Consider the following 23,731-nt stretch of genomic DNA (forward strand, 5'->3'; position numbering starts at 1 on the left):
CCTCCCGCCGCCCCGCCCTCGACGCGCGCCCGCGCGAGGCGGGAATCGGTCGCCGCCGGCCACGCCGGAATACCCGGGCGCGACCGACCTTCACCATTACCCCGAAAGGGCCGAAATTGCCCTGACCGACCACTGCTGCGCCCACCCGCGCGCCGCTGGAATCACCTTCGCGACCTTGACGGACGGCCGTCCGGCGGCCTCCCGGGGTTTATTCGTCGTGCGCGGAAAACGGTTCCGCGCGGCACGTCGCGAGACGATCCGCACGACGTGCGACGCGCCCTTTCCGCACCCGGTCGCGCACCTGCACGCGACCGGTACCCGTCGGGCCCACCCCCACCGACCGGGAGCTGCTTCCCTTGGCAGCACACGGTTTCCGGTCCGTGCGCACCCGACCGTCCACACCGGACGCGCCGCCGCTCCGCACCGCCGCGCGATCCGCCCCAAACCGGCGGACCGCCATTTCTCACCAATGCCCGATAATCGCACCGCAATCCCCCGGACGTAGTACGCACATGCGCCCGCCTTAACAGTCCGCACACGCCGATCGGACCCGTGTAACCACCGACTCATTCGCGTTGACACAAAATCCCGCAGCTGCCAGCATGGAAGCATGACGGAGCTTCCGAGGTTACCGTTCGATAACCCCGACATGCTCGGCATCGCGCCCCGGATGCGCGCACTACAGCAGGAGGGGCCGATCACCCGGGTCAGCACCGCCGGCGAAGACGCCTGGCTGGTCACCCGCTACGCCGAGGTCAGGACCCTGCTCGCCGACCGAAGACTCGGCCTCAGCAACCCCAACCCGGAACCCTCGGCCAAGAACACGGCCAGGGCCACCATGGTCGCGCTGATGGCAGGCGACGACTTCGACACCGAAACCCCGCGGCACACGCAGATGCGCCAGTTGCTCGTGCCGCTGTTCTCCACCGGCCGGATGCGCCGGATGAAAACCCGCATCGAGCAGCACGTGGACGAGCTGCTCGACCGGCTGGCGGTCACCTCGCCGCCGGTCGACCTGCACAGCGCGCTGTCCTTCCCGTTGCCGACGATGGTGGTCTGCGACCTGCTCGGCGTGCCGCTGGCCGACCGCGAGCGGTTCGGGCAGTGGGCGAGGGGCACGTTCGACCAGAGCGACGACCGGCACTCGGCCAGCACCTTCCAGCAGGTCGTCGACTACATCACCGAACTGGTGGCGCGCAAGCGGGTCGAGCCGGGCGACGACATCCTGTCCGAGCTGATCGCCGAGCAGGACGGCGCGCTGTCCGACGCCTACATCGCCCAGCTGGGCAACGCGGTGCTGCTGTTCGGCTACGAGACCACCATCGTGCGCATCGACCTCGGGACGTTGCTGCTGCTGCGCAACCCGGTCCAGCGCGCGCAGCTGGTCGCGAACCCGGCCCTCGCGCCGGCCGCGGTCGAGGAGATCCTGCGCCTGGGCGTCGGCGGCAAGGGGTCCAACGCGCTGATCCCCCGCTACGCGCACGGCGACATCACCGTCGGCAAGACGGTGATCCGGACCGGCGACGCGGTGATGCTGGCCATCGGCGCGGCCAACTACGACGACCGCGCCTACCCCGACAGCGACCTGCTCGACCTGTCCCGCCGCAAGCCCAGGTCGCACCTGGCGTTCGGGTACGGCATCCGGCACTGCGTCGGCCGCACGCTGGCCCGGATCGAGCTGACCGCGGTGTTCGAGCGGCTGTTCCAGCGATTTCCGAACCTGCGCCTGGCGGTGCCCGAGGAGTCGGTGCGCTGGCAGGAGCACCGGATCACCGGTGGATTCGACGAAATACCCGTGACCTTTTGAGTCGCACTGTCCGGACAGGCACACCACTGTCCACTTTTTCCTCGTCATAACGCGCAGCAGAAGCCGTCGGCCGCCCGGATGTTCGCCGCTCCTTTTCCCACGCACAGACGTCACGAGGACCGAGGAACCATGACGGACACTTTCAGCGATTACGTCGACTCCGCCCCTCTTCTGGACGACCACGAGGCCCTCCACAAGTTCTACGACGAACACGGTTACCTCTACTTGCGAGGTGTCCTGGACCGCGACCTCGTGCGGACCGCCGCCGAGCAGATGCTCGAGGGCCTGATTACACTCGGCCACGCCGCCACCGGCACCACGCTGGACACCCTCACCATCGAGTCCTTCGAGGCGGTCGACGAGGTGGCGATGCACGAGCACGTCGAGTACGACGCCCTGTGGAACCACCCGAAGACCGTCGAGGTCTGGGAGAAGGTCTTCGGCGAGCCCGTCTTCGTCTTCAAGTCCACGACGATCCGCTACTACCCCTCCGCCGCGGGCTCCGCCGAGCCGAGCTTCCTGACGCCGCTGCACCAGGACGGCTTCTACATCGGACCGAACAAGGACTTCCGCACCGCCTGGCTGCCGCTGCTCGCGACGTCCCGCGGCATCGGCGGCGTCGCCATCGCCGACGGCAGCCACCGGAAGGGCCCGCGCGAGCACGTCCTCACCGAGAACTTCCGCCGCTTCGGCCACGCCGTGCGCGGCATCCCGGCGGAGGAGTTCGGCCCGGACGAGCAACTGCTGTTCTCGCCCATGGAGCCGGGCGACCTGCTCCTGTTCCACGCCTTCACCTGCCACAAGTCCATTCCGAACGTCTCGGCGAACCCGGCGGGCATGCGGATGTCGATGGACACCCGCGTGCAGCCGGCCACCTCGCACCGCGGGTTCAACGCCCTGACCCCCTGGACGGAGTCCGCGAAGGACCCGTCCAAGGGCGTCCTGTCGAAGATCACCGGCACCCCCGCCACCAGCGAGTAGACGTCTCGAGCAGTTCCACCACCGTTCCCCCACGACGCCCGGGTAGGCAGCACATGACGAAACGCGAGGGCCTCGCCCCTCTGAAGGCGCCCGACGCGGAGCCCTCGGCCACCGCGACACCGGCCGCCGCGGGGCTCGGAGGGCTCGCCCTCGTGGTGGTGCTCGTCGGCTACGCGCTGTCCATCGTGGACGCCTCCATCGTCAACGTGGCGCTGAACTCCATCAGCGCCGACCTCCACGGCGGCGCCGCCGCGCTGGAGTTGGTGGTGTCCGGCTACGGCCTCACCTACGCGCTGGGCCTGGTGCTGGGCGGACGGCTCGGCGACGCCTTCGGCCGGAGGCGGTTGTACTCCTGGGGACTGGCCGCGTTCACCGCCACCTCGGCGCTGTGCGGTCTCGCGCCGACGATCGAGTTCCTCGTGGTGGCCCGGCTGCTCCAGGGCGCCGCCGCCGCGATGCTCGTGCCGCAGGTGCTGGCGACGATCCAGGCGGCCACCGCGGGCCGCGAGCGCGCCAGGGCGATCGGCCTGTACGGCGCGACCGCGGCGCTGGGCATGGTCGTCGGGCAGATCCTGGGCGGGTTGTTGGTGTCGCTGGACGTCGGCGGCATCGGCTGGCGCTCGGTCTTCGCGATCAACGTGCCGATCGGCGTCGCCGCGCTGCTCCTGGTCCGGCGCGTGCCGGCGACCAGGGCCGACAAGAAGCCGGGCTTCGACCCGCTGGGCACCGTGCTGTTCGGTGTCACCATGGTCTGCCTGCTGACCCTCGTCGTGGCGGGTCCGGACCTGGGCTGGCCGCTGTGGCTGTGGTCGCTGCTCGTGGTGGCCGCGGCGGGCGCGCTGGCGCTGGCGCGGACCGAACGCCGGTTGGAGGCGCGGGGCGGCTCGCCGCTGCTGTCCCCGTCGGTGCTGTCCTACCCGGGTATGCGCAAGGGCCTGGCGGCGATGGTGCCGTTCTCGGCCAGCTTCGGCGCGTTCCTGTTCGTCTACGCCCTGATCGCGCAGGGCCACTTCGGTTTCGACGGGCTCGCCTCCGGCGCGGGGCTGACGCCGTTCGCGGTGGCGTTCTTCGTGGTGGCGCTGTTCACCCCGAGGATCGCGGCGGCGATCGGCCGGCGGATCGTCACCCTGGGCGCGGTCGTCCAGGGCGCGGGATTGTTGTTGCTGGCACTGGTGATGGGCCTCGGCTGGCCGCACCCGTCCCTGGTGCTCGTGCTCGTCGGGATCGGCCTGTTCGGCGTGGGCGCGGCGCTGACCGGACCGACGCTGTTCCGGACGATCCTCGCCGACGTGCCGCCCGCGCAGGCCGGCATGGGCAGCGGCGTGCTGGTGACCAGCCAGCAGATGGCGACCGCGCTGGGCGCCACCATCGGCGGATCGCTCTACGTGTCGCTGGCCGGCCTGCTGTCGACGGAGACGGCGGCCGTCCTGGTCCTCGCCCTGTTGTTGTGCTTCACGGCCATCGTCCTGGTGATCAGCCTCAAGCTGCCCGACCCCCGCTGACACCCGCGCCCCGCGACGGCGCGACCCGACCCAGACCTTCACGTCGGCCACGGCGCGTCGTCCTTCGGCGTGCCCGCGCGCAGGAGCGGAGCAGCCCCATGCGGTTCCAGACGAGGACAGCGGTGGTGACCGGCGCGGCCGGCGGCATCGGCCTCGCCCTCAGCACCCGTTTCGCCCGGGCCGGAGCGGCGGTGGTGATGGCGGACGTGGACGGCGAGGAACTGCGGCGCCGGGCCGCCGACCTCACCGACGGCGGCGCCCAGGTCACCGCGGTGACCGCCGACCTGACCGACCCGGACGCCGTCGAACGGTTGGCGGACACCGCGTTCGAGGTGCTCGGCGACGTCGACGTGGTGTGCAACAACGCCGGTGTCCTCGGTCCCGTGGGGCAGCCGCTGTGGGAGGTGCCGCTCGAGCGGATGCGGCAGGTGTTCGAGGTGAACCACTGGGCGCACGTCCTGGTGGCCCGCGCCTTCGTGCCCCGGCTGCTCGACCGCGGCGGGCCCGCGCACCTGGTGCACACCGCCTCGATGTCCGCCTTCGTCGTCGGCGCGGGCAGTGCCGCCTACGCCGCCTCGAAGCACGCCGACCTCGCGGTCGCCCGCAGCCTGCGCGCCGACCTGCGCGGCACCGCGGTCCGGGTGTCGGTGCTGTGCCCCGGCCGCGTCGACACACCCATGGTCCGGGGGTTGAGCGTCCCGCGCGGCGCGGGCGGCGACACCACGGTGAGCGCCGAGCACGTCGCCGAACTGGTGTGGGACGCCCTCGGCTCGGACCGCTTCTACCTCTTCAGCAACTCCGACGCCCCGCTCCGGCTGCGCGACCAGTTCGAGGACGTGTGGCGTCATGTCCCCCTTCCGTCCCCTTCCCCCGAGGAGGAGCTGTGGTCCGCGCCGAACGCGACGACCGTGGCGACGAAGCACTGACCATCGATCTGGAAGCGGTGCGGGAGAAGTACCGGCGGGAACGCGACAAGCGCACCGCCGGGCGCACCTACCAGTTCGCGCGCGGCGACTTCGGCCGCTACGCGCGTGACCCCTACACCGAGCGGCGCGAGCGCGAGCCGCTCACCGACGAGGTGGACGTCGCGATCGTCGGCGCCGGCATCGGCGGTCTACTGACCGGCGCCCGGCTGCGCGAGGAGACCGGCCTGGACCGCATCCGGCTGATCGACGAGGCGGGCGACGTCGGCGGAACCTGGTACTGGAACCGCTTCCCGGGCGTGCGGTGCGACGTCGAGAGCTACGTCTACATGCCGCTGCTCGAGGAGATCGGCACGGTGCCGACGGAGAAGTACTCCACCGGACCCGAGATCTTCGCCCACCTCCAGCGGATCGCCCACCGGTACGACCTCTACCGCGACGCCCTCTTCCAGACCACCGTCACCGGGCTGCGCTGGGACGAGGCCGCCGAGCGGTGGCTCGTGAGCACCGACCGCGGCGACCTGGTCCGGGCCCGGTACGTGGCCATGTCGATCGGCCTGATGCACCGGCCCAAACTGCCCGGGCTGCCGGGTCTGGACACGTTCGCCGGGCACTCCTTCCACACCAGCCGCTGGGACTTCGACTACACCGGCGGCGACAGCACCGGCGGCCTGACCGGGTTGCGGGACAAGAAGGTCGGCGTCATCGGCACCGGCTCGACCACCATCCAGCTCGCACCGCACCTGGCCGAGTGGGCCGAGCAGCTCGTGCTGTTCCAGCGCACGCCCGCCGCGGTCGACGTCCGGGGCAACCGGCCCACCCCGCCCGACTGGGCGGAGAGCCTGGAACCGGGCTGGCAGCAGCGCCGGATGGAGAACTTCCACGCGCTCACCTCCGGCGTGCCGCAGGACGTCGACCTCGTGCAGGACCGCTGGACGCAGACCACGGCCAAGCTGGCGGCCGCGATCCTGCCCACCGGCGACACCGGCGGCGACCCGAGGGAGCGGGCGCTCGCGGCCGAACGGGCGGACTTCCTCAAGATGGAGGAGTTGCGCGCCCGGATCGACAGCGTGGTCACCGATCCCGCGACGGCCGCCGCGCTCAAGCCGTACTACCGCGTGTACTGCAAGCGGCCGTGCTTCCACGACGAGTACCTGCACACCTTCAACCGCCCCAACGTGACCCTGGTGGACACCGAGGGGCGCGGCGTGGAACGGCTGACGCCGACCGGGGTGGTCGCGAACGGCCGGGAGTACCCGGTCGACTGCCTGGTGTTCGCCACCGGCTACGAGCACGAGTTCGCCGTCCCCTACACCGACCGCGCCGGCTACGACATCGTCGGCCGCGACGGCGTGAAGCTGTCCGAGAAGTGGGCGGACGGTGCGCGCACCCTGCACGGGCTCCAGGTGAACGGCTTCCCCAACTGCTTCATCCTGTCCAAGGTCCAGGCGGGCAGGCACGTCAACATCGCCTACATGCTGGGCGAGCAGACCCGGCACCTCGCGCACATCGTCAAGTCCGTCGAGGAGCGCGGCCACCGGGTCGTGGAGGCCTCCGAGGCGGGCGAGAAGGACTGGGTCGAGGAGATCCTCCGGTTGGCCAGCAACGACATCGACTTCCTCGAGAACTGCACGCCCGGCCTCTACAACAACGAGGGCGACCCGGGCGGCCTGCCGCTGCTCAACTCCAGCTACGGCGGCGGCTCGGTCGAGTTCGTGAACATCCTCAGGCGCTGGCGCGAGGCGGGCGACCTGGCCGGCCTGGACCTGCGCTGACCCCACCCTCCTGCGAAAGGCGGCAACGCCCATGAACGTCACGCCGATACCCGGCGCCGCTCTCGGCGCCGTCGTGCACGGCGCCCACGTCACCGGCGACCTGGACAGCACCCGGTCCGCGGAGATCTGGGCGGCGCTCGACGCACACCTGGTACTGGTCTTCCGCGGCCACGAAACCCCGTCCTACGAGGAGTTCCTGGCCTTCGGCAGGCACTTCGGCCACATCCCGAAAACCGGTCTCACGAGCGGCGCCCACCCCGACCACAACGAAATCCTGATCGTCTCCAACCTGGTCGAGAACGGCCACAAGATCGGCGTCGGCGACGCCGACTGGATGGGGTGGCACACCGACTACTCCTTCCGCCCCAGGGTGTCCCAGGTCGGCTTCCTGGAGGCGGTGGAGGTCCCGTCCTCCGGCGGCGGCGAAACCCTGTTCACCGACATGTACGCCCTGTACGAGTCCCTGTCCCCCGAACTGCGCGCCCGCCTGCACACCTACCGCGTCCGCCACGCCCTGCGCACCGGCTACGAGGAGACCATCGAGGAGGAACTCCAGGGCGAGGTCTCCCTGGGCGACGCGCAGGCGCGGATCCAGCCGGAGGACGGCACCTCCACCATCCACCCGCTGATCGCCCGCAACCCGCGCACGGGCCGCCAGTCGGTCTACATCAGCACCCTCAACACCAAGCGCATCGTGGACCTCACCCCGGACGACAGCCGCGCCCTGCTGGACGAACTCCTCTCCCACGCGGGAAACCCGGCCCACACCTACGCCCACACCTGGCAGCCGGGCGACATCGTCATGTGGGACCAACTGGGCACCGTCCACGCCAAACAACCCTTCGACCCCGCCGAACGCCGCATCATGCGCCAGGTCGTCAGCATCTTCGACGACCCGACCGCGCCGTGGCGCGCCGCGGTCACCGCGTAGCCGGCTCCTCGCCCGTCGACCGGGACGGTCCGCTCGTCCGAGCGGGCCGTCCCGGCGCGTTCCCGGCACCGGCGCGCAGAATTGCGGGCCGGCCTGCCCGATGACGCTCTAGCGTGCGCCTCACCACGGAACACGGGGGGCACAACTGTCCGGGCGAAAGCGCGATTCGGTGCGCAACAAGGTACTCGCCGTCGTGCGCGGCACCCTGATCCAGACCGGTGACGTCACGGGGTCGATCAGCGTGGTCAACCAGTCCGCGCGAGGGTTCACCGAACTCCTGGCGGACACCGCGGACCTGCTCGCGCACGCGGCGGAAACCCAGTGGCGCGAAGAGGAATCACGCAGACGCCTGCACGATCCGTTCCCGCTGCGGACGCGGTGGCGACCGGCCGACGAGCGGCTGAGCGACCACTGGGCCAACGTCGCGCGCACACCGGCCGGGACGCTCGCGGACCTCGGTGGCGAACTGGACGAGATCACCGCCTTCTACCGCGGGCTCCCGTCGGGGCGCCTGGTCGTGCTCGGCAGAGCCGGGATCGGCAAGACGTCCGCGGCCGTGCGGCTGGTGCTCGACCTGCTCGACACCCGCGAACCCGGCGAGCCGGTGCCCGTGCTGGTGAACCTGGGCGGGTGGGACTCGACCGGCACGTCGTTGCGCACCTGGCTCGTGGACGGGCTCGTCCGGGACTACCCGGCGTTGGCCCGCCGCGGGCCCACGGGGAAGTCGTTGGCCGCCGCGCTGGTCGACGCGCGACGCGTCCTGCCCGTGCTGGACGGCCTGGACGAGATCGCGGCGCCGATCCGCGCGGCCGTGCTGGAGGAGCTCAACGCCACCTCCGCCCCGGTCGTGATCACCAGCCGGGCCGACGAGTACGCGGCCGCGGTCGGCAAGGCCGACGTGCTGACCAGGGCGGCGTGCGTCCACCTCGTGGACCTGGCCTTGGACGACGTGATCGGCTACCTCCCGCTCACCACGCGCAAAACCTCCGAGGGCGGCGCCACCGCGTGGGACCCGGTCCTCGAACGCCTGCGGAGCAGGCCGCACGACCGGGCCACCGCCGCTCTCGCCGCGCTGCTGACCACACCGCTGATGGTGTCGCTCGCCCGGACCGCCTACAGCGACACGTCGGGCGAGGACCCGTCGGAACTGCTGGACACCACCCGGTTCGCCACCCGCGAGGTGCTGGAGGACCACCTGTTCTCCAGCTTCGTCCCGGCGGCCTTCCGGTCGGGCGCGGGCGAACCGCGACGGGACGTCGACCGGGTCCTGCGGCACCTCTCCGCCGCGGCACGGCACCTGACCGACACCGGCACGCAGGACCTGGCGTGGTGGCAGCTGGGAACCGCCGTCCCCGCGCGCCTGCGCCGGCTGTGGATCTCCGCGATCGCGGTGTCGGAGGTCCTCGTCGTGCTCGGGTTGTCGGCGGCCCTGGTCGCGGTCACCGGCACGCGCACCGGTCCGGGGATCGGCGACATCGCCCTCTTCGCGGGTCTCGCGGCGCTGCTGGCCGCCTCTGCGCGCGGTGCGCTCGGGGAACAGGAGAGCATCGGACCGATCGCGCCGTCCCGGACGCGGTGGGGACGCCCGAGGTTCCGCGGCAGACCGGAGTCCACGCAGACGTTCCTGTCCGCGAACCACGTCTTCAGCGTGGGCTACATCAGCCTGTCGCGGAACGGAACACCACCGCTCGGCATCCTGTTGTGCGCACTGCTGATCGTCCTGCCCCTCCAGTGGTTCATGCCGCAGTTGCAGACCCCGACCGACGTCCGGTCGGTCCCCACGTCCACCAGGCTGTTGGCCCTGGACCGGCGCACGGCGACGCTCCAGGCCGTGGCGAAGACCGTGTTCCTCACCGCCCTGACGACTCCCACGATCGCGCTCTTCCACACCACGGCCACGCTGGTCGACCTCACCCTGACCGGCGCCGTGGTGTTCGGCATGGTCGCCGCCTCCTGGCTGTCCCTGCGCCGCGGCCTCGCCACCACGGCGTGGGGCCGGTGGACGATGATGACCCGCCCGTGGTGGGCGCTGACGCGGCGGGCGCCGTGGCGGTGGATCGCGTTCCTCGAGGAGGCGCACGCACGGGGCGTGCTGCGCCAACAGGGAGCCGTCTACCAGTTCCGGCACCGCAAGCTCCAGGAGCACCTCGCGCGTACCCACACCGGTGGATGATCACCACCGCGTTCCGCGAGTCACGCGCCGGCCCGTCCCGCGATCAGCCCGGGCGCGGGCCGGTGGGGCGGTACCACGGCGGCACGTCGGTCCCGCCGGTCGAACCACGCCCGCAGCGTCGAGACGAAGGCCAGGTCGAGCAGCCGGTCCGACACCGCCTGCCGACCGGGCCGCGCCACCTCCGCCTCGGCCGCGACCAGTCCCAGCACCGGGTACGGGCAGTCCTCGTCGCGAACCACCAGCACCCTGGGCAGCGCGCCCGGCAACCGCTCGCTGATCCCGGCCCGGTGTCCCTGGTGCGGTCGCAGGAGTCGTCCTGGGTGATCACGCGATCCGGCGGTGTGCCCGGTTCCTCGGCCACCGTGTACGGCTCGGGACCGCGCACCACCGCGACGTCACCGGGACCGATCCCGACCACCTCCCGGCCCGTCACCACCCAGGCCCGCCCGCGCAGCACGCTGACGAGGGTCACGCTGACCGAGGACGGCCACGCCGGCGAAACCTACGAACTCTCCGGCCCCCACCCCCTGACCTTCGCCGACGCCGCCACCGCGCTCTCGGCCGCGACCGGCCGCACGATCACCTGCACGTCGGTCCCGGAGGCGGACCTCGTCGCCGAACTGGTCGACCAGGGTTGGCCGCACCAGGACGCCGAGGCCTCCGCGGCCGCCCTCACCGCCGTCCGCCGCGGCCTGGACAGCCACGTCTCGGACGGCGTGCAGCGCGCACTCGGCCGCCCACCGAGGGACTTCACCGCCTTCACCACCTCGGCCGCCGCCGCCGGGCACTGGTCGACCTGACCACCGCGCGGGCGGCCGTGTCGGCCGGCGCGGCAAGGGCTTTCGCGACACCCGGATCCACCAGTCGCCTCACCCGTCGAACAACGAAATGCCCTTGCCCGTTGCGTATCGCCCCGCGCCCGGTTTAACCTTTGACCATACCGGGGTCAACCGTGCCCCTCTGCACACCAATACGACTTCCCAGCAGGGCTTCCTCCTGCGCCACGCGCACCCTCGTGCAGACATGACCGCAGGTCGGAAACTCGCGGCCAACCGCCAAGAATAAGGAGGAAGTTCGTGACCGATTCAAGTACGAGAAATCGCCGCGTAAAACTCGGGTTCACCCAGGGTGAAATTGCGGACAAGTTGGGGCTGAGTCAGGCGACGGTGTCGAACATGGAGTCCGGCGTCGTGACCTACTACGTCAGGAGCTACGAACGACTGCTGTCCGAACTGGAGCAGGACCGACTTCGTGAGCTGATCCGCGCGTACCCGGCTGCGGCCGGAGCCTTCCTCGGGGAACTGGCCACCGGGTACAACGCCGCCGCCCACTCCCGGGCTCCCGCCCTTCGCGTTGCCGTGCTTCCGTAGGAAATCGCGCCGACAGGCAGCCGGGTAACACGCCGCGGCCTTCGAGGCGATCTGACGGCTGTACACCGGCTGTCCGACCTGATCGGACCGACGGGGAAACGTCGCGCCTCCACGATGAACGGCTTGTACGACGGCGAGTTCGCGGGGTACAGGATCGCGTCCGCGGACGAACTCGACACGGCGCTCCGCGAGGCGGTCGTCGCCGTCGACGCCAACGTGCTGCTCGACCTCTACCGTTTCCGGTACCAGACTTCGAAGAACCTGATCGAGTTCCCCACCAGGCCCTTCGGGAGTTCTGGCGTCCAACCGGCGCGTCGAAGCCGAGCAACCACCCGGCTTTAAGGACGCGCGGAAGGAGGGCACCGACGCAGTTGACGGCGCCGCCGGCGACTACCTCGTCCGGTACCAGGCGACCCGGTACGCGCAGGCGCGGGACCGGGACCTGATCATCGTGACCCGCGACGAAAAAGAGGACTGGTGGTGGCGCCGGCAGTCCGAGTTCATCGGGCCACGCCCGGGACTGACGCTGGAGTTCCACCGGTTGAGCGGACGTCGACTTTTCTTGATGCGACCGGCGGACCTGCTCAGCCGAGCCTCCGTGCTGGAGGTCGAGGTCGACCAGGAGTCGTCGCTGGATGCCGAACGCGTCACCGAGGGCGTCGAGGACATCGAGGACGGCGCGAGCACCGCGACGTGGACGCTCGACGCCGTCGCCGCGCTGCTGGACCGGCTGGATGCCGAGGCACCGGCACAGGCGAACGCCCTGCGGCTTGCAACCCCGGATCGTGGCGGCTGGGTCACCCCGGAAGAGGTGTACGTGCTCGGCGCACACGACGACGACCGGATGCTGCGCGCCTTCACCCGACCGTTCCGCAGGCTGACCGAACTCCTCCAGCGCAACGGCGTCGTGCCACTGGGCGTACCGCCGATCTTCGTCGCCCACTATCCGGGCGGGGTGAAAACCTCCTACTTCAGCGTGCCCGACGAGGTACCCCCATTGCTCGACGAGCTACGACGCGCCAACCAGGCGCCGTAGGACCACTGCCCGACCGTCTCGGAGTCGATTCTTTTCGTCGTACGACTTCCGGTCGACCCGCCGCTGTAATGGTTCCGCCGGTCACTCCGACCTAGTCGGCGAGTGGAGAGCGGGTTCAGCGGCGAAGATCGGATGACCGGATGACGGAGACAGCACACCACGATGACGCAGGAAATACGTCGAAGGCGCCGGTGAACCCGACAATCGCCGACCTGGCACGCGAGGTGGTGCGCCGGATCGCTCCGGAACAGTCGGAATACCTCGAACTGGTCGTCGTCGCGCGGGAACGGGGAGTCGGCGGCACTCGGCGACCCTGGGACTGGTCCGGGGGCGCGGTCGGCTCCGGGTCACCGCCCGACGTGCTGACCGACGTGATCTTCCCGCTGTTGACCGGCACCATCGCCCAGGTGTGGGGCGCCTCGGCATTCGCCCACCTCCAGCGGAGGCGGTGGTGGCGGCGGCGTGGGCAGCCGAAGCCGTCGACCCGGGTCGTGCTGGACGCGAGTCGGATCGAAGACGCCCGTGCCGCGTGCGTCGCGCACGGGATGACGCTGGGCTTGACGGAGCCGGAGGCCGCGATGCTGGCCGACGCGGTGGTCGGTGTCCTCCGCGGCGCGGCCGACGGCGGCCGCGGGTGACCGCCACCGCTCCGGCCGGTGTCGACCAGGACGACGCCGGTACTCCCCCGGGCCGGCCGCCCGTGCGCGGTGGTTCGTGGTGGGTCTACGCGGTGGTGTTCGTCGCCCTGGCCACCACCGGGGCGGGCGCGGGTGAGGCGTTCTTCACCGCGCACGACGTCGGCGACTCCCGGGCGATCGCGGTGTGCCTGGCGGGCGAGGGGATCTCGGTCGACACGCCGCCCGAGGTGCTGGTGTTCGCCGAGGACCTCTTCACCGCGTGCGTGCGGGACTCCCACCGGCTGCTCACCGTCGTCACCCTCGCGGGCGCGGCGGCACTGCTCCTCGCGGCCTGGTCGCTCGTGCTCCTGGGCGGCGCGCTGATCCGGTGGAGGCTCAGGCCCTCGCGGGTCGCGGACGTGCCGGCCGACGCCGCGCGGCGGCTGACCGAGCGGTTCACCACGTTGTGCGACAAGGAGGGTCTCGTCGGCCGCGCCCGCCCGCACCTGGTGATCGCGCCGCCCGCGACCGGGGTGAGGGAGGCCTTCACCACGGCGTTACCGGGAACACCGCCTCGAGTGGTCGTCCCCCTCTCCTACTCCCACACCGACCAGGCCGCGTTCGACGCCGTGGCGCTCCACGAGCTGGGCCACGTCCGTTCCCGCGACGTCACGTGGGCCTCGGCCGTCTGGTGGACCGGGTGGCTCGCCGTCCCGGCGCTCCTCGTCACGATCACCCCGCTGCTGACGTCGTCGGAAGCGCTGTGGAGCCTCCACGGCCTGTCGTTGGTCGTCGCCGTGATCAGCGCCGTGTCCGTGCTGGTGCTCCGAGCCGCGCTGCTCCGTCGACGCGAGTTCGCGGCCGATCGCCACGCGGTCGAGGCGACGGGCGACCCGACGGCTCTCCAGGCGATGCTCACCAGCCGGCGACCGGTGGTGCGAACAGGGGTACGGGCACGAGCCACCACCGCCCTGCGGAAGGCGTTCGCCACCCACCCGACGACCACCGAACGACTCGACGCGGGCCCCGGCGACTGGAGCCCCGGCCACGGCGGCTTCCTCTTCGCCGCGGTCACCGGGGTCGTGGCCATGCGGCTCTACCACGGCCTCGACGCCGTGCTGGGTGACCTGCTCGGGCACGTCGAGGACTTCTCGAAGCTCCCGGAGACCGTGTCCCTGGCCGTGGCGGCCCTGCTGTGGGCCGCCGTGATGATCCCACCGTGGACGCGACGCGCGGCCCTGAGCGCCCCTCGATGGGCAGCGCCTCGAACCGGCGCGGTGCTCGGTCTCGTGGTGGGCTACTGCGTCAAACCGCCCGGGGCGACGCAGATCGTCGTGTCGTTCTACGGGCGCAACCTGCTGCTGCTGGCCGCCGCCCTGGCCGTCGCCACGACGGCCGTCGTCGTCCTGACCACGGGGATCGCGGCCGGTCTCGCCACCCGCTCGGACGGACGTCGAGGACGGCTCGCCGCGGTGGCCGCCACGATCACCGCGGCCGCGGCCCTGACGGCGGCCGCCGGCGCGGCCACCGCCCTGGTGGACTCGTCCATGACGACGCTGCGCGACGTCGCGGCGGTGCGAGTCGATCTGCTGGGCCTCGGGGCGGCGCAGCCGTGGCGGTACCTGGGCCCGGTGATCCTGGCCGGGCTCGTCCTGCTCGTCCTGCGGACCCGGCCGCCCCGGGTCGGGGTGGTGAGCCTCGTCGTGGTGCCGGTGGCGGCCGTCACCGGAGGCGTCGGGGCGTCGTTGTCGTGGCTGACGCGTGCCCACGACGGCCGAGAGCTCACCGCCCAGGCGGTGATGGTCTACGAACGCTGGTGGATCTGCGCGTTCGCGGGGCTGGTCGCCACCGCCGTCGTGCTGCTCGCCGAACGGCGGCGACCACCGGCCCCGCTGCCGGAAGCCGTGCTCGGCGGGCTGCTCGCCACCTGCCTGGCGGGCGGCGTCCAGTACGTCGTGCTCGGACTCGCGGGCACCGGCAGGCAGTCGAGCCTGGTCGACCAAACCCTGCGGTCGCCCGGGTGGCTGTTCGCGTTCTCGTCACTCGTGTTGCTGCCCCTGGTCGCCCTGGTGACGAGGCTGCCGGCGCGGCACGGTGTTCGGCGTCGGGTCGGCTGGTGGACCGGGAGCACCGTCGGGGCCGTGGCCCTGCTGACCGCGGCCCTGCTCACCGGGAGCCTGTCCCGGGTGACCGTCGACGGCCGCGACTTCGACCACGCCGAAACCCTGATCGGCGCCTCCGAGATCCCCGACCTGCCGCACGCGCCGCCTTCGGGTCGTGAGCACGGCCACCCGCTCGACGACGCCGCCGCGAACGCCGCCCTGGACCGCCTGCCGGCGCTGTTGCCGCCCACGGCGCGAGTGGTCCCCGTGCCGGACTCGGAGCGCACCGCCACCGATCCCGCGACCTGCGCCGACGAGGTCGGCCGGTTCACCGCGGCCGAGAAGGCGATGGACCGCACCGCGGCGTCCGAACGAGGCTACGAGTTCCTCGCGCGGGGAATCCCGTTGGGCGTGACCCTCAGCGTCACGGTGACCTCCTACGCGACCCCGTGGACCGACTTGTCGGGGATCGACGGGATGACCCGCGCGTGCGCGAACTTCCGAGAGGCGTCCGCCCCGTACGACGGCGGGAGTGTCGACGGTTCCTGGGTTCCCCGGGCGGCACCCGACACCCCGTTCGACACCAGGCGCCGCGCCTTGACCCTGACCGGCAGGATCCGGGACTTCACCGTGGTGACCACCGTCCACCACCACATCGCCCTGACCGGGCACAACGTGATCGACGTCGGCGTCTTCTGGGGCCGCGGCCACACCCCGCCGCCGCGGTCCACGACCGACAGGCTGGACCGGCTCGCGGAGGACGTGGTGGACACCGTCGTCGCCTCCCTGTAGTCACGGCGGGTCGCGGCGGGCGGAAAAACGTCGAGGCGGCGCGGGATCACCCGTCGACGCGCACCACGCGATCGGTGCCCAGGGGCTCGTAGTGCTCGGTGAACAGCTTCGCCACCAGCTCACCCCGGCTGGACACCCGGGTCTTGTCGAACACCGCCTTGATGTGGTCGCGGACGGTGTGCGGCGACAGGAACAGCTTCCCCGCGATCTCGCCGGTGCCCAGGCCGCGCGCGACGAACTGGGTGATCTCGAGTTCCCGCTCGGACAACTCGTAGGCGGCGAACAGGATCGGCGCCACCTCCGAGGGGTTGGCCGCGTCGACCACCATCGCCGTCTGCCCCAGCGAGCCGTCGGCGTCGGTCAGGCACGAGGCGTGGCACTGGAGCCAGGTGTTGGCGCGGGTGTGGACGCGCACCCGAGCGCTGCCCCGGTCCCGGCCCTCGGCGATCGCGCGGGCGCGCACCAGGACCCCGTGGACCCACGCGGGAAGCCGCAGCCCCAGCCGGGTCGGCACCGCGGGCCCGTCCGCGATCTGCGCGAGGTGGCGGCGGGCGTCGTCGTTGGCCGACAGCAGCGCGCCCGCCGGGTCGAACAGCAGCAGACCGGGGCCGGGCACGACGTCGGTCGGCACCGCGGGAACCGGCTGGGCGTAGGACCGCAGGCGGTGCGCCAGCGGCGCCGACAGGCCGGCCAGGAACTCGATGTCGGCCGGCGTGAACGGCATCCCGCCCTGCTCGCGGAACAGGCTCACGGTGCCCCACGGGTGGCCGGCGGCGGTGCGCAGGACGGTGCGCAACTCGTCGTCGAGGCCACGCGGGCGCATGTACTGCCGGAAGAGCGCGCTGCGGCCGGGCAGGTCGCCGGTGGTCTCCCGCAGGCCGGCCGCCGGCACGGGCATCCTGGCCACCTCGTGGAACGGGTTGACGCTCTCGGAGAGCAGTTCGCTCTCCCAGAACACCGCGCAGCCGTCCTCCTCGAGGTTCTCCACCCGGATGGGCGCGGTCATCAGGCCGGTCATCGGATCGGTGGCCCGCCAGACGGCGGCCGAGAACGGCACCACCCGGCGCAACCGGGGCGACACCTCGGCGAACAGGTCGAGGACGTCGCCTGCCCGGTCGGCACCGGCCAGCAGCTCCTCCCTGGCCCGCAACCGGTGTAACGCCGTCGGCCTTCCCATGCCGCACCTCGTCTCTCCCGGTGGCCACGAGTGTGCGCGGCACGCCGTATCACCCGAGTATCCCGCCGCGGCGGTACGCGCGCCCTCCCTCAATCGCGGGGGGTGCCGGTGCCCGGGAACCCCCGCGTCGCGGGATGGGACCGGACGGCGTCCGGCGCGATCGTGGGTGTCGACCACAGCGACGGCCACCCCGCCAGGAGGATGCGATGCGAGTCCACGACACCGCGGTCCGCCCGCCCGGAGCACCGGCGCTCGCGGAGCGGGTCCGCGGCCCGGTCCTGCACCCCGGCTCGCCGGGGTACGAGGCCGAGTGCGCGACGTTCAACCTGATGGTGCGGCACCACCCGGCGATCGTCGTGGGCGCCACGGGCGTCGCCGACGTCCTGGCCGCGGTACGGCACGCCGCCGCGCACGACCTGCCGGTGGCCGTGCAGGCCACCGGGCACGGGGTCAGCCTGCCCGCCGACGGCGCGCTGCTGATCAGCACCCGTCGGATGACCGGCGTGCAGGTCGACCCGCACACCCGGCTGGCGCGCGTCGAGGCGGGCGTGCGCTGGGAGCAGGTCGTCCACGAGGCGGCGGCGTTCGGCCTGGCACCGCTCAACGGCTCCTCGCCGCTGGTGGGCGTGGTCGGGTACACGCTCGGCGGCGGCATGGGACCCCTGGGCCGCAAGTACGGCTACGCCGCCGACCACGTGCGCGGCATCGAGGTGGTCACCGCGGACGGGCACCTGCACGAGGTGTCCGACCTGCGCGAGCCGGACCTGTTCCGGGCGCTGCTCGGCGGCAAGGGCAACTTCGGCGTGGTCACCGCGCTGGAGTTCGAGCTCGCGCCGGTGTCCCGGCTGTACGGCGGTGGCCTGTACTTCGCGGGCGAGCACGCGCCGGAGGTGCTGCGGACGTGGCGGCGCTGGGCCGACGGGCTGGACGACGAGACGACGTCCTCGATCGCGCTGCTGCGGCTGCCCGCGGTGCCCGACGTACCCGAGCCGCTGCGCGGCAGGCTCACCGCCCACGTGCGGATCGCCCACCTCGGTTCGGCGCGGCAGGGGGAACGGCTCGTCGCCCCGTTGCGCGGGGTGGCGCCGGCGCTGATCGACTCGGTCGCCGAGATGCCCTACTCGGCGGTCGCGCGGATCCACGAGGACACCACCGTGCCGGTCGCCTACCACGAGCGCAACATCCTGCTGCGCGACCTCGACGACACCGCGCTGGACGCGCTGCTCGCGCTGGTGGGCCCCGGGTCGGAGTGCCGCGACCCGATGGTCGAGATCCGCCAGCTCGGCGGCGCGCTGGGCCGCCCGCCGCGCCGGCCGAACGCGGTCGGCAACCGCGACGCCGCCTTCTGCCTGACGACGCTGTCCCCACCGGACGACGACGGGATCGGACCGGAGCTGTTCGCCGCGCTGCGGCCGTGGGGCACCGGTCGCCGGTACGTCAACTTCCTCAGCGGACCGGACACCGCCGAGCTGACCCGGGACGCCTACGACGCGGCGACGTTCGACGCGCTGCGCCGGGTCAAGGCCGTCCACGACCCGCGGAACCTGTTCCGGGTCAACCACAACATCCCCCCGCAGACCCACTGACACCCGGGACCGGTGACCACGATGACCAGGACCGAACCCCCCTCGAACCGCACCACCACCGAACCGGCCCGCCGGCCGGGCGCCGCGCTGACCGGCGTCCGGCTGGGGCTGCTGATCGGCCCCATGGTGTTCGGCGTCTCGGCGGGCAGCCTCGCGCTGCCCGACGCCGCGACCGCCCTGCACGTGAACCCGTCGGCGACGGCCTGGCTGCTCGCCGCCTACGCCCTCACCCAGGGCAGCTGCACGGCGCTGTTCGGCAGGCTGTCCGACGCGCGCGGCGTGCCGCGCACCCTGGTCATCGGCGCCGCGCTGATCCTCGTCGGCGTCCTGGCCTGCCTGCTCGCGCCCGACGTCGGCGTGCTGATCGCGGGTCGGCTGGTGCTGGGCGCCGGCGCGGGCGCGATGACCGCCTCCGCGCTGTTCCTGGGCGCGACGTGGCCGGACTCCGACCGCGGCACGGTGCTGGCGACGATGGCGGCGACGATGTCGGCCTTCGTCGGCAGCGGGACGATCGTCGGCGGCCTGGTGACCTCCGCGCTGTCGTGGCGGCTGACCCTGGCGCTGCCCGCGCTGTCGCTGGTCGGCGTCCTGCTGTGCCTGCGGCTCGCCACCGCGCGCTCGGAGCGCTCCGGCAAGCCGGTCGACATCCTCGGCGCGGCCCTGCTGGTGGTCACCGCGGCCGGGGTCCTGGTGCTGATCCAGGCCAAGACCCTGGTGCTGCCCGCGGTCGTGGTGGTCGTGACCGCGGTGGTCACCGTGCTCGCCGCGGCGGGGCTCGCGCTGTGGACGCGCAACCGGCCGGCGGGTTTCGTGCCGCGGGAGGTCGTCGCGGTGCCGGCGTTCCGCGTCGCCGCGCTGATCGGCTTCGGCGCGTTCGGCGGCCTGTACGCGATCCTGTTCGCCGCGCCGCAGATCCTGGTGCGCGACCACGGGTGGACCGTGCTGGGCACCGGCCTGGTGCTGCTGCCGCCCGCGGTGCTCGGCGCGGCGCTGTCCCGGTTGGCCGGTCGGATGAGCGCCAAGGTGGGCGGCTACCGGCTGCTGGCCCTCGTCGGCGTGCTGTTCGCCGCCGCGCTGGTGGGCACCGCGCTCACGGCGGGCGCCGTCGCGGCGACCATCACCGCGGTGGCGGTTGGACTCGTCGCGTTCGGCGTCTCCCAGGCGCTGCTGATCGCCAAGGTGTCGGCGACCGCGCCGCCCGCGCTGCGCGGCGCGGCGACCGGTCTGCTCCAGCTGACCCACGTCACCGGCGGCGCCATCGGTTCCGCGGTGGCCGGGGCGCTGTCGCTGTCGCTGGGCGTGCCGCACGCGCTGCTGCCGATCGCCCTGCTCCCCTTGGCGGGGGCCGTGATCGCGGCCGCGGCGGGTCGGCGCGGCACCGACTGACCACACGCGATCCACAGTGGACCGTTCGGCCCCGGCACGTCGTGCCGGGGCCGAATTCGCCTGCACGGCGGCACAATGCCGTGAAACAGCCGTGAAATGCCGCCGATACAACGCCTCCCGATGCTGGGTTCACGCACAGCGTCCCAAGAGTGGAGGTGAGGACAGTGGCACTGGGCAGCACCACGACACCTGTTGCCGCGACGGCGTCCCCGGCGGTCACCCGGCCGCGCGGCGGCACGCTGGTGCACAAGTACGGGGGCAGCTCGCTGGCCACGTGCAAGCTGATCCGCGGGGTGGCCGAACGGCTCGACCGGCTGCACCGCGCGGGACGACCGATGGTCGTGGTCGTCTCCGCTCGCGGGGACACCACCGACATCCTGCTGGCGATGGCGGCCGAGATCAGTTCCCGATCGGCCGGCCGCGAGCTCGACCAGCTGCTCGCCACCGGCGAGTGCGCCTCGGCCGCCCTGCTCGCGCTGGCCCTCCAGGAACGCGGCGTGCCGGCGATCTCGTTGTCCGGCGCGCAGGCCGGGATCAAGGCCACCGGCCAGCACGGCGCCGGCCGGATCGTCTCGGTGGACACCGACCGCGTCACCCGGCTGTGCGCCGAGGGACGGCTCGTGGTCCTCGCCGGTTTCCAGGGCGTCAACACCGACGGCGACGTCGTCACCCTGGGCCGCGGCGGTTCGGACACCACGGCCGTCGCGCTGGCCGCCGCCCTGGGCGTGGGGCACTGCGAGATCTACAGCGACGTCGACGGCGTCTACACCGCCGACCCGCGCGTGGTCGCCCGACCGTGCGTCCTGCCGGCCGTCGACGTCGACGTGATGACCGAGATGTCCTTCGCGGGAGCCAAAGTCATGCACTCCCGCGCGGTCGAGCTGGCCGCCGTGTGCGGCGTCGCGATCCACGTCGGACGGTCGGCCACCGGCGAGATCGGCACCGTCATCACCAGAGGAGGCAGGGCAGCCATGCTCGAGACCACGTCCACCGTCGCGGCGGTGGTGCACGACAACGACGTCGCGCACGTCGACTTCCGGTTCCCCGACGACGGCAGCGAGGCGCTGGAGGAGGTTTTCCGGCTGCTGGCCCGGTTCGCCGTCCCGGTCGACATGGTGACGGTGTCCCGCAAGCTCGCCGGCACGGCGCGGATCGGCCTGACCGTGCGCGCGGGCGACGTGCCGCTGATCGGCGAGGCGCTGGGCAGCCTGGCGGTGCGCCGCAGCGGGCAGGTGGACGTGCGCGAGGACACCGGCAAGGTGTCCATCGTGGGCACCGGCCTGCTCAACCGACCCGAGAACGCCGCCACGATGCTGTCCTGCCTCACCGCCGCCGGGATCCCGGTCCGCTCCGTCTCCGCCTCGCAGTCGCGCGTGTGCGCGGCGGTGCCGGACGCCGACGTGCCGACCGCGGTCCGGCTGCTGCACGAGCGGTTCGGCCTGGGGCGGGGCATCTCGCCCGCGGCCCACGGCTCGACCGTCCCGGCCTGACCGAGAGGAGACCACCATGACCACGACGCTCAACGAACCGTTCGCGCGCAAGATGCGGATGCGGCGGCTGCACCACCACGACGACGACCGCCTGCTGGTCGTGCCACTCGACCACTCGATCACCGACGGCCCGATCGCCGGGCCGCGCGGACTGGACGACCTGGTCGGCGAACTGGCCGCCAACCGGGTGGACGCCGTGGTGCTGCACAAGGGAAACCTGCGCACCATCGACCCCGACCGGTTCACCCGGACCTCGCTGGTCGTGCACCTGAGCGCGAGCACCGCGCACGCGCCGGACCCGAACGCGAAGTACCTGGTGGCCGGGGTGGAGGAGGCGCTGCGGCTCGGCGCGGACGCGGTCAGCGTGCACGTCAACCTCGGTTCGGTCGAGGAGGCCGGGCAGATCGCCGACATGGCCGCGGTCGCCGACGCCTGCGACCGGTGGAACGTGCCGCTGCTGGCGATGATCTACCCGCGCGGGCCCAAGATCGTCAACCCGCGGGACCCCGCGCTCGTCGCGCACGCCGCGTCGCTCGCGGTGGACCTCGGCGCCGACATCGTCAAGACCGTGTACGCCGGGACGATCGAGGAGATGAGCGACATCGTCCGCGGGTGCCCGCTGCCGATCCTGGCGGTCGGCGGCCCGAAGGTCGACGACGCCGAGGAACTGCTGTCCTACGTGGACGAGGTCATGGCCTCCGGCGTGGCCGGGCTGGCCGTGGGGCGCAACGTGTTCCAGGCGCCGGACCCCGGCTCCCTCGCCCGGCGGATCTCCGCCCGGGTGCACCGCAAGCCCGAGTCCCGACCGCTGCCCCACCAGGTCGCGGCCGGGGTCGGCCGATGACCCGCGTGACCACGTCGACCGTCCGGTCGACGTGGCGAACCGACGAGATGTCAGGAGGCAGGACGACCGTGAACGGGAATTCCGAGATGAAGCTCGTGTGGGTCGACGTCCGGGACCTGGGCGTGGCCCGGCAGGCGATCGTGGAGGAGGCCGTCCACCAGCGGGCCGACGGGCTCGTCGCGGCGGACCCCGCCGACCTGGGGGGTTTGCCGCCCACCGTGGCGAAGGTGCTCTTCCCGCGGGGGCGCGCGCTGCCGGAGGACCTCGGCGAGGCCGACGTGCTGATCGTGGACCCGGCCGAGCACGGCGACCCGCACGAGGTGGCCCTGACCTACCCCGACGTGGAGGTCGGCCGGTTCGTGGAGATCGTCGACGCACCCACGCTGGAGGTGGCGTGCAAGGCCGCGGCGTCGGACAAGTGGAGCCTGCTGCTGTTCCGCGACCCCACGAAGATCCCGCTGGAGATCGTGCTCGCGGCGGCGGCCGGCGCGGACGGCCGCAACATCACCATCGCCGGCGACGTCGAGGAGGCCGAGATCATCTTCGGCGTGCTCGAGCACGGCTCGGACGGCATCATGCTGGCGCCCAAGGCGGTCGGCGACGTCACCGCGGTCAAGGCGGCCGCGGCCGGCGGCACGGCGGACCTGGACATGGTCGAGCTGACCGTCACCGCCACCAGCCACATCGGCATGGGCGAGCGGGCCTGCGTCGACACGTGCAGCCACCTGGGCAAGGACGAGGGCATCCTGGTCGGCTCGCACTCCAAGGGCATGATCCTGTGCGTCAGCGAAACCCACCCGCTGCCCTACATGCCGACCCGGCCGTTCCGCGTCAACGCCGGGGCCATCCACTCCTACACGCTGTCCAAGGAAGGGCGCACGCACTACCTCAGCGAGCTCAAGGCGGGCAGCAAGGTGATGGCGGTGGACACCGAGGGGCGCACCCGGATGGTCACCGTCGGCCGGGTCAAGATCGAGTCCAGGCCGCTGATCTCCATCGACGCGGTGGCCGCCAACGGCCAGGCGGTCAACCTGATCCTCCAGGACGACTGGCACGTGCGGGTGCTGGGTCCCGGCGCGGCGGTGCTCAACAGCACCGAGCTGCGGCCCGGCGACGTCGTGCTGGGGTACCTGCCCAGCCAGGACCGGCACGTCGGCTACCCGATCGACGAGTTCTGCCTGGAGAAGTGACCGCGCGCGGGGCGCCGGCCGGGAGGACCTCGTGGCTCGGCCTTTTTCA

The 23,731-nt window shown here is 72.3% G+C and carries 19 protein-coding genes and 3 pseudogenes; 20 read left to right on the forward strand and 2 right to left on the reverse strand.

What is annotated here, in order from left to right; genetic code table 11:
- Positions 1 to 610: 610 nt before the first annotated feature.
- From penM to AB0G50_RS34240, 7 genes are all read left to right on the forward strand, one after another.
- Positions 611 to 1,807 carry a pentalenolactone synthase gene (gene penM, locus AB0G50_RS34210; protein ID WP_360117631.1) on the forward strand — a complete coding sequence of 399 codons (1,197 nt, stop codon included), beginning with the start codon at positions 611 to 613 and terminating at the stop codon, positions 1,805 to 1,807.
- Positions 1,808 to 1,936: 129 nt separating this feature from the next.
- On the forward strand, positions 1,937 to 2,788 hold the full coding sequence (ptlH, locus tag AB0G50_RS34215; protein WP_360117634.1) for a 1-deoxypentalenic acid 11-beta-hydroxylase: 852 nt from the start codon (positions 1,937 to 1,939) through the stop codon (positions 2,786 to 2,788).
- 53 nt (positions 2,789 to 2,841) lie between these two features.
- Positions 2,842 to 4,290 carry an MFS transporter gene (locus tag AB0G50_RS34220; protein ID WP_360117637.1) on the forward strand — a complete coding sequence of 483 codons (1,449 nt, stop codon included), beginning with the start codon at positions 2,842 to 2,844 and terminating at the stop codon, positions 4,288 to 4,290.
- A gap of 98 nt (positions 4,291 to 4,388) precedes the next feature.
- Positions 4,389 to 5,216 carry a 1-deoxy-11-beta-hydroxypentalenate dehydrogenase gene (ptlF, locus tag AB0G50_RS34225; RefSeq protein WP_360117640.1) on the forward strand — a complete coding sequence of 276 codons (828 nt, stop codon included), beginning with the start codon at positions 4,389 to 4,391 and terminating at the stop codon, positions 5,214 to 5,216.
- A complete protein-coding gene (gene ptlE, locus AB0G50_RS34230) occupies positions 5,174 to 6,988 on the forward strand; it encodes a neopentalenolactone/pentalenolactone D synthase (protein WP_360117643.1) in 1,815 nt (604 codons plus the stop codon). Before ptlF ends, ptlE begins: the two co-directional genes overlap by 43 nt.
- Positions 6,989 to 7,019: 31 nt before the next feature.
- Entirely contained in the window at positions 7,020 to 7,919 is a 900-nt protein-coding gene (ptlD, locus tag AB0G50_RS34235; RefSeq protein ID WP_360117646.1) for a neopentalenolactone/pentalenolactone F synthase, read from the forward strand.
- Positions 7,920 to 8,088: 169 nt separating this feature from the next.
- Positions 8,089 to 10,092: an NACHT domain-containing protein gene (locus AB0G50_RS34240; protein WP_360117649.1), complete on the forward strand. Its 2,004-nt coding sequence runs from the start codon at positions 8,089 to 8,091 to the stop codon at positions 10,090 to 10,092.
- A 20-nt stretch (positions 10,093 to 10,112) separates the two neighbouring features.
- Here the strand turns inward: AB0G50_RS34240 and AB0G50_RS34245 are convergent.
- Positions 10,113 to 10,528, reverse strand: a pseudogene (locus tag AB0G50_RS34245) (cupin domain-containing protein).
- On the opposite strand from AB0G50_RS34245, the gene AB0G50_RS34250 reads away from it, so the two are divergent.
- The 8 genes and pseudogenes from AB0G50_RS34250 (at position 10,413) to AB0G50_RS34285 (ending at position 16,009) form a co-directional block, all read left to right on the forward strand.
- On the forward strand, positions 10,413 to 10,892 hold the full coding sequence (locus AB0G50_RS34250; protein ID WP_360117682.1) for a hypothetical protein: 480 nt from the start codon (positions 10,413 to 10,415) through the stop codon (positions 10,890 to 10,892). The pseudogene AB0G50_RS34245 and the gene AB0G50_RS34250 sit on opposite strands and share 116 nt — an antisense overlap.
- A gap of 276 nt (positions 10,893 to 11,168) precedes the next feature.
- Positions 11,169 to 11,267: pseudogene (locus AB0G50_RS34255) on the forward strand (helix-turn-helix transcriptional regulator); the annotation flags it as partial.
- The gene (locus tag AB0G50_RS34260; protein WP_360117685.1) at positions 11,268 to 11,462 is read left to right on the forward strand and encodes a hypothetical protein; all 195 of its coding nucleotides are present in this window, start codon (positions 11,268 to 11,270) and stop codon (positions 11,460 to 11,462) included. It begins immediately after the preceding pseudogene.
- 123 nt (positions 11,463 to 11,585) lie between these two features.
- Entirely contained in the window at positions 11,586 to 11,804 is a 219-nt protein-coding gene (locus AB0G50_RS34265) for a hypothetical protein (protein WP_360117652.1), read from the forward strand.
- Positions 11,758 to 11,925 (forward strand): annotated as a pseudogene (locus AB0G50_RS34270) (PIN-like domain-containing protein); the annotation flags it as partial. The gene AB0G50_RS34265 and the pseudogene AB0G50_RS34270, both read left to right, overlap by 47 nt.
- Before the next feature lie 102 nt (positions 11,926 to 12,027).
- The gene (locus AB0G50_RS34275; protein ID WP_360117655.1) at positions 12,028 to 12,498 is read left to right on the forward strand and encodes a hypothetical protein; all 471 of its coding nucleotides are present in this window, start codon (positions 12,028 to 12,030) and stop codon (positions 12,496 to 12,498) included.
- 191 nt (positions 12,499 to 12,689) lie between these two features.
- Complete coding sequence (locus tag AB0G50_RS34280) at positions 12,690 to 13,136, forward strand: hypothetical protein (RefSeq protein WP_360117658.1); 447 nt, start codon at positions 12,690 to 12,692, stop codon at positions 13,134 to 13,136.
- The gene (locus AB0G50_RS34285; protein WP_360117661.1) at positions 13,133 to 16,009 is read left to right on the forward strand and encodes a M48 family metalloprotease; all 2,877 of its coding nucleotides are present in this window, start codon (positions 13,133 to 13,135) and stop codon (positions 16,007 to 16,009) included. Before AB0G50_RS34280 ends, AB0G50_RS34285 begins: the two co-directional genes overlap by 4 nt.
- A gap of 46 nt (positions 16,010 to 16,055) precedes the next feature.
- Here the strand turns inward: AB0G50_RS34285 and AB0G50_RS34290 are convergent, their stop codons facing one another.
- A complete protein-coding gene (locus AB0G50_RS34290; protein WP_360117664.1) occupies positions 16,056 to 17,186 on the reverse strand; it encodes a helix-turn-helix transcriptional regulator in 1,131 nt (376 codons plus the stop codon).
- Positions 17,187 to 17,392: 206 nt separating this feature from the next.
- Here AB0G50_RS34290 and AB0G50_RS34295 point away from each other — a divergent pair, with 206 nt between their 5' ends.
- The 5 genes from AB0G50_RS34295 (at position 17,393) to AB0G50_RS34315 (ending at position 23,682) form a co-directional block, all read left to right on the forward strand.
- Positions 17,393 to 18,772: an FAD-binding oxidoreductase gene (locus AB0G50_RS34295; RefSeq protein WP_360117667.1), complete on the forward strand. Its 1,380-nt coding sequence runs from the start codon at positions 17,393 to 17,395 to the stop codon at positions 18,770 to 18,772.
- Positions 18,773 to 18,793: 21 nt separating this feature from the next.
- Complete coding sequence (locus AB0G50_RS34300) at positions 18,794 to 20,158, forward strand: MFS transporter (RefSeq protein WP_360117670.1); 1,365 nt, start codon at positions 18,794 to 18,796, stop codon at positions 20,156 to 20,158.
- Positions 20,159 to 20,307: 149 nt separating this feature from the next.
- A complete protein-coding gene (locus tag AB0G50_RS34305) occupies positions 20,308 to 21,648 on the forward strand; it encodes an aspartate kinase (RefSeq protein ID WP_360117673.1) in 1,341 nt (446 codons plus the stop codon).
- Between the two features lie 16 nt (positions 21,649 to 21,664).
- Positions 21,665 to 22,492, forward strand: coding sequence for a 2-amino-3,7-dideoxy-D-threo-hept-6-ulosonate synthase (locus AB0G50_RS34310; RefSeq protein ID WP_360117676.1), 828 nt, complete (start codon positions 21,665 to 21,667; stop codon positions 22,490 to 22,492).
- 86 nt (positions 22,493 to 22,578) lie between these two features.
- Positions 22,579 to 23,682, forward strand: a complete 1,104-nt coding sequence (locus tag AB0G50_RS34315; protein WP_360117679.1) for a 3-dehydroquinate synthase II — start codon at positions 22,579 to 22,581, stop codon at positions 23,680 to 23,682.
- Positions 23,683 to 23,731 lie beyond the last annotated feature (49 nt).

It is taken from the genome of Actinosynnema sp. NPDC020468 (genome assembly GCF_040642015.1).
GTDB lineage: Bacteria > Actinomycetota > Actinomycetes > Mycobacteriales > Pseudonocardiaceae > Actinosynnema.